Source organism: Amycolatopsis sp. NPDC059235, from assembly GCF_042754125.1.
Taxonomy (GTDB): Bacteria; Actinomycetota; Actinomycetes; order Mycobacteriales; family Pseudonocardiaceae; genus Amycolatopsis; species Amycolatopsis albidoflava.
This window is the reverse complement of record NZ_JBHZAG010000073.1, coordinates 45,442-51,492: the sequence shown is the minus strand read 5'-3', so window position 1 is coordinate 51,492 and position 6,051 is coordinate 45,442. Positions and strand designations below refer to the sequence as shown.

Below are 6,051 nucleotides of genomic sequence, written 5' to 3'. Positions count from 1 at the left end.
GTCTGGAGGTGCAGTGCGCACGGCCCCCCGGGCCGGGTGCACTGCACCTCCAGACGCCGACTTAAAGGCGATCCCGCCGCGACGACGAAGTCGGCGCCAAAAACACAGCTGGTGACCTACCTCCCCAACCCAACCCCACCAAACCTCCGCGACAGCAAACCCGAGCCATATAACCCATCACACCCCCGCCGGCCCAAGAAACGTCCCGCCAGTAGCGTCCACAACCTGCCCAGTCACCCACCGCGAATCCGCCGAAGCCAGGAACGCAACCACATCGGCGATGTCAGCCGGATCAGCGACCCGCCGCAGCGCGGACGCCCCCGCCGTCCCCGCCCGCATGCGCTCGTCGGCGAACATGTGCGCGGTGCGTTCGGTCGGCGTCGGGCCGGGCGCGACCGCGTTCACCGTGATCCCCCGCTGGCCGAGTTCCTGCGCCAGGGTGCGGGTGAACACGTCGAGCGCACCCTTCGTCATGCTGTAGGCCAGCTCGAACGGCAACGCGATCCGCGTGTCCCCGGACGAGATGTTGACGATCCGGCCGCCGTCCCGCAGGACCGGCAACAGCCGCTGCACCAAGAAAAACGGTGCCTTCACGTTCACCGCGAACACCCGGTCGAAGTCCTCCGGCGTCGCCGTGGTGATCGAACCGGCTCCGGTCGCTGCGTTGTTGACCAGGATGTCGAGCGCGACCTCGCCGGTGCGTTCGCGCAGCTCCGCCGAGAGCCGGTCAACCAGCGTCGCCGCGTCCCCGTCGACGCCCAGCGTCGCCTGCACCGCGAACGCTTGCCCGCCGCTTGCTTCAATCGCCGCGACAGTGTCCTTGGCTGCCGCTTCGTCACTGCCGTAGTGCACGGCGACCAGCGCGCCGTCGTTCGCCAGCCGCGTCGCGATGGCCCGGCCGATGCCCTTGCCGCCGCCGGTGACCAGTGCGATCTTCTTCGTCATTTCTTGCTCCCCTGAAGTGGTGTGAACTTCGATGTCCACACTTTCGGGGAGTCCGCTTACCGGCTGCGCACGAAGCGCTGACGGGGCCGGTCAGCGCTCAGCCAGGCTTCAGCCGGTACCAGACTTCCGGCCGTCCGACCTGCCCGTATCGCGGTTCGCGCTGTGCCAGCCCGTTGTCCGCCAAGTACTCCAGATACCGCCGCGCGGTCACGCGAGACGCCCCGATCGCGCTCGCCGCACCACCGGCGGACAGCCCTTCGCCAGCGCCGGCCAGCGCGTCGGTGATCGCGTCCAGCGTCTCCGCGCTCATGCCCTTCGGCAGCGGCGCGGACTCGGTGGTGCGCAGCGTGCCGAGCGCACGGTCGATCTCCGCCTGCCCGGTGACCTCGCCGGACGCCTCGCGGAACGACGCGTAGCGCTCCAGCTTGTCCCGCAGCGAGGCGAACGTGAACGGCTTCAGCAGGTACTGCACGACCCCGACCGAGACCGCCGCCTTGACCAGCGCGAGGTCACGCGCGGACGTCACCGCGATGACGTCGATCGGCAGCCCGGCCGCGCGCAGCGAACGGCAGACCGCGAGGCCGTGCGTGTCCGGCAGGTAGAAGTCCAGCAGGACCAGGTCGACGGGCTCGCGTTCGCAGAACCGCAGCGCCTCGCCGCCGGAATGCACCACCCCGGCGACCACGAATCCGGACAGCCGCTCGACGTACAGCCGATGCGCCTCGGCCGCCACCGGCTCGTCTTCCACCACCAGCACCCGGATCACGCCGACACCTCCTGCCTCGGCAACCGTACGGTGAACACCGCGCCGCCGTCGCGTCCGACGTCAATGGTGCCGCCGTAGCGCCGGACCGCCTGCACGACCAGCGCCAGCCCGAGACCGTGCTCGTCGCCCGCCTTCGTCGACCAGCCCCGGCGGAACATCTCCCCCACCGCTTCCTCCGGTACGCCCGGCCCGTTGTCCGCGACGCGCAGCAGCAGACCGTCCTCTTCGGACCGTGCGGTGACCACCACCGCCGGGCGTGCGCCGGATTCCCGCACCACCGCGTCGATTCCGTTGTCGATGAGGTTGCCGAGGATCGTCACCAGATCCCGTCCGGCGACGCCGGGGCCGAGGTCGTCGATCATCGTGTCCGGCGTGATGGTGAACTCCACGCCGCGTTCGCTCGCCTCCGCGGCTTTGCCGAGCAGCAACGCGGCCAGCACCGGTTCGGCGACCGCGGTCATCACGCGATCGGTGAGCTCCTGTGCGAGCGCGAGTTCGGCGGTCGCGAAGTCCACGGCGTCCTCGGGACGCCCTAATTCCACCAGCGACACGACCGTGTGCAGCCGGTTCGCGGCCTCGTGCGCCTGCGAACGCAGCGCTTCGGCGAGGCTGCGCGCGGTGGTCAGCTCACCGGTGAGCGTCTGAAGTTCGGTGTGGTCGCGCAGGATCACGACGGTGCCCTGCGCGCGACCGCCGGAACTGACGAGCGTGGTGCTCACGACCAGCACCCGCGAGTCGGTCAGATGCAGTTCCTCGGTGCGGTTTTCCGGCGCGGTGAACGCCGCCGTCAGCTCGGGCGACAGCCCCAGGTCGGCGAGCGGCTGCCCGACCGGGTCGCCGCTCAGCCCGAGGAGCGTGCGGGCGCCGTCGTTGCAGAGCCCGACCCGGCCGTCTCGGTCGACCAGCAGCACGCCCTCGCGGACCGAATGCAGCACCGCTTCGTGGTACTCGAAGAGATTGCTCAGCTCAGCCGGCGCGATGCCGCGTGTCTGCCGCTTCAGCCGCGCGCTCACCAGCCAGCCCCCGCAGGCGCCCACTAGCAATACTGCCGCCGCGACCCCGAGCAACGGCCAGACGCGCTCTTGCACCTCGGCCGAGATCGCCGCGATCGTGATGCCCACCGCGACGAGCGCGACCACCCGATGGTTCGCGTCGAACACCGGCACCACCACGCGCACCGACGGACCGAGCGAACCGGTGTACGTCTCAGACACCACGCCGCCCTGTTGCGCCGCTTCGATGTGCCCGAGGAATCGCTGGCCGATCAACGCCGGATTCGGGTGCGTGTAACGGATTCCTTGCGGCGACATGATCGTCACGAAGTCCACCCGCGTGTCCACGAGCACCCGTTGCGCGTACGGCTGCAGCTCCGCGGTCGGGTCGGCGGTGGCCGCTGCCCGCGCGACGTCCGGCGCGTCGGCGATCGAACGGGCCACCGCGAGCGACTGCTCCCCGGCCCGGTCGGTCGTCGTGCGCCGGGCGTCGAGATAGGCGATAGTGATCCCGCCGGAGACGAGCACGAGCAAGATCGCCAGCTGCAGCACAAGCAGCTGACGGGCCAGGCTCCAGCGGCTCGTCCGGATCCGAGGTGTCGGGGGCACCCGCTCATACCAGCACACACCCGGGTCCGGCGGCACTCCGGCACCGCCGCCGGGAAGTCCACACCGGACTCCTCCCGCCGCGAACTCAATGAACACAACGGTGACGCCGGTCATATCCGCCCCGCATAGTGACCCGCGTTCCCCCCACCCGAGCTGGAGGCAACGGTGCCTACACCGACCCCCGAGTCCCGCACAGCGGCCGCGCCCAAGCGCGACCGCACGCGTTACCTGTACCTGGCCGTGATCGCTGCCGTAGTGCTGGGCGTCGCGGTCGGGCTGCTCTGGCCGTCCGTCGGCAAGAGCCTCGCCCCGCTGGGCACCGGCTTCGTCAACCTGATCAAGATGATGATCTCGCCGATCATCTTCTGCACCATCGTGCTGGGCATCGGCTCGGTCGCGAAGGCGGCGAAGGTCGGCAAGGTCGGCATCACCGCGCTGGTCTACTTCATCGTGATGTCGACGTTCGCGCTCGCGATCGGGCTCGTCGTCGGCAACCTGCTGCACCCGGGCAGCGGCCTGCACCTCAACCCGGCCGACGTGTCGAAGGTGCACCAGCAGGCCAAGGGCGAGGGCGGGGTCGACTTCCTGCTCGGGATCATCCCGAAGACCTTCGTGTCCGCGTTCACCGAGGGCCAGGTGCTGCAGACGCTGCTCGTGGCGCTGCTGGCCGGGTTCGCGCTGCAGAAGCTCGGCAAGCGCGGGGAGCCGATCCTGCGCGGCATCGAGCACATCCAGCGGCTGGTGTTCCGCATCCTGTCGATGATCATGTGGGCCGCCCCGGTGGGCGCGTTCGGCGCGATCGCCGCGGTGGTCGGCGCGACCGGCTGGGGCGCGCTGCGCAGCCTGCTGGTGATCATGCTCGGCTTCTACCTGACGTGCCTGGTGTTCGTGTTCGGCGTCCTCGGCGCGGTGCTGTGGCTCGGCGCGCGGGTCAACATCTTCAGCCTGCTGCGCTATCTCGGCCGCGAATTCCTGCTGATCCTCTCGACGTCCTCTTCGGAATCCGCACTGCCGCGGCTGATCGCGAAGATGGAGCACCTCGGGGTCAGCAAGCCGGTCGTCGGCATCACGGTGCCCACCGGCTACTCGTTCAACCTCGACGGCACCGCGATCTACCTGACGATGGCGACGCTGTTCATCGCCACCGCGCAGGACCAGCCGCTCGCGCTCGGCGAGCAGATCACCTTGCTGCTGTTCATGATCATCGCCTCGAAGGGCGCGGCGGGCGTCAGCGGCGCCGGCATCGCGACCCTGGCCAGCGGCCTGCAGTCGCACCGCCCGGAACTCGTCGACGGCGTCGGCTTCATCCTCGGCATCGACCGGTTCATGTCCGAAGCCCGAGCGCTGACGAACTTCGCGGGCAACGCGGTCGCGACCGTCCTCATCGGATCGTGGATGAAGGAATTCGACCGGGAACGCTCGCAGCAGGTGTTCGCCGGGCAGGCGCCGTTCGACGAAGCCACCCTGCTCGACGAGCACGTCCCCGCCCCATCCCCCGGGGACAGCCGCGAGCAGGAGAAGAGCGCCGCGCTGACCTAGCGTCACCCGCGCGGCCGCGAAGTGTGCCGTGGTGCGAGCCTCCCCCTGCTCGCGCCACGGCACACTTCTTTGTTCCAGCGGCCAGACGGGCGTCAGCCCCGGCCGGTCCGCACTTCCTGCCGGAGTACGCGCTGATGGGCGGTGCGCAACTCCGCTCCCGGCTCGATGCCGAGTTCGCGGACCAGCCGGGCTCGGACGTCGCCGTACAATCGCACGGCTTCGGCCTGCTGGCCGGTGCCCGCGAGCACCAGGAGCAGCCGGGCGTGCAGGCCCTCGTGCAACGGCTCTTCCGCGGCGAGCTCCCGGAGCGCGGCCAGGCTTCGCGGTGCGCCGTTGCCCTCCAGTTCCCGGTCGGCGAGCGCCATCACCGCCCAGATCCGGCGCTGGGCGAGCGCCACCGCCGCCGGATGACGGCGAATCCCGGCGGGCAGGCCGGCGAGCACCGGGCCGCGCCAGCACCCCAGTGCGCGGGCGAGCGTTTCCCCGGCAGCGGTCCCGCGTTCCCGGGCGGCCTGTTCGGCCAGCGCGCCGAACCGGAACGCGTCCAGCTGATCGACGCCGGCGACGAGCCGGTACCCGCCGCCGACGGTCCGCAGCTCGATCCCCGGCGCACCGGCGTCGGCGCCGAGGATCTTGCGCAACCTCGCGACGTGGGTGTGCACCAGGTTGTGACAGGAGGCGGGCGGGTCGTCGCCCCACAGCGCGTCGATGATCTCCCCGGTGCCGACGACCTCTCCCGCCTTCAGCGCGAGCAACGCGAGCAGGCATTGCTGCTTGCGCGGCCCGGGATCCGCCGGACGTCCGCCTAGCCGGAGTTCCAGCGGGCCGAGGATCGCCAGGTGCGCGGGCCGGGGCTCCGCCCAATCGTCCGGGTCCAGGCCGAAAACGGCGGCCAGCCGCCGCACCGAGCCTGCCCGGGGCCGGTGCACCTGCCCGCGCTCGATGTACCGCAGGGCGCGCACGCTCAGCCCGGCCAGCCGCGCCAGTTCCTCTTGCGTCATCCCGGCACGCGCCCGCCGCAGGCGCACGGCCTCGCCGAACTGCGGAGAGGCGGACGCCGCTGGACCGTCCGCTTTGCCTCCGCTCTTGCCGGTCGGCCTCTTTCCGACGGCTGCCACGGCCGTGTTCACCGTGGTCAACGGCCGTTCCGGGGGCCGGGCCGGCGGGCGGCCGCGATCCAGCGCCGGTCCAGCTCCACAG

5 protein-coding genes are annotated in these 6,051 nt (G+C 70.8%); 1 reads left to right on the top strand and 4 read right to left on the bottom strand.

Features of this window, described 5'->3' with window-relative positions:
* Positions 1 to 177: 177 nt before the first annotated feature.
* The 3 genes from ACFXI3_RS35205 to ACFXI3_RS35195 form a co-directional block, all read right to left on the bottom strand.
* Entirely contained in the window at positions 178 to 945 is a 768-nt protein-coding gene (locus tag ACFXI3_RS35205; protein WP_378405472.1) for an SDR family NAD(P)-dependent oxidoreductase, read from the bottom strand.
* Between the two features lie 97 nt (positions 946 to 1,042).
* Positions 1,043 to 1,711 carry a response regulator gene (locus tag ACFXI3_RS35200; RefSeq protein WP_344286526.1) on the bottom strand — a complete coding sequence of 223 codons (669 nt, stop codon included), beginning with the start codon at positions 1,709 to 1,711 and terminating at the stop codon, positions 1,043 to 1,045.
* On the bottom strand, positions 1,708 to 3,312 hold the full coding sequence (locus ACFXI3_RS35195) for a sensor histidine kinase (RefSeq protein ID WP_344286523.1): 1,605 nt from the start codon (positions 3,310 to 3,312) through the stop codon (positions 1,708 to 1,710). Before ACFXI3_RS35195 ends, ACFXI3_RS35200 begins: the two co-directional genes overlap by 4 nt.
* Before the next feature lie 165 nt (positions 3,313 to 3,477).
* Between ACFXI3_RS35195 and ACFXI3_RS35190 the strand changes: the two genes are divergently transcribed.
* Entirely contained in the window at positions 3,478 to 4,851 is a 1,374-nt protein-coding gene (locus ACFXI3_RS35190; RefSeq protein WP_378405470.1) for a cation:dicarboxylate symporter family transporter, read from the top strand.
* Between the two features lie 92 nt (positions 4,852 to 4,943).
* Here the strand turns inward: ACFXI3_RS35190 and ACFXI3_RS35185 are convergent, their stop codons facing one another.
* Positions 4,944 to 5,969, bottom strand: coding sequence for a BTAD domain-containing putative transcriptional regulator (locus tag ACFXI3_RS35185; protein ID WP_378405468.1), 1,026 nt, complete (start codon positions 5,967 to 5,969; stop codon positions 4,944 to 4,946).
* Positions 5,970 to 6,051 lie beyond the last annotated feature (82 nt).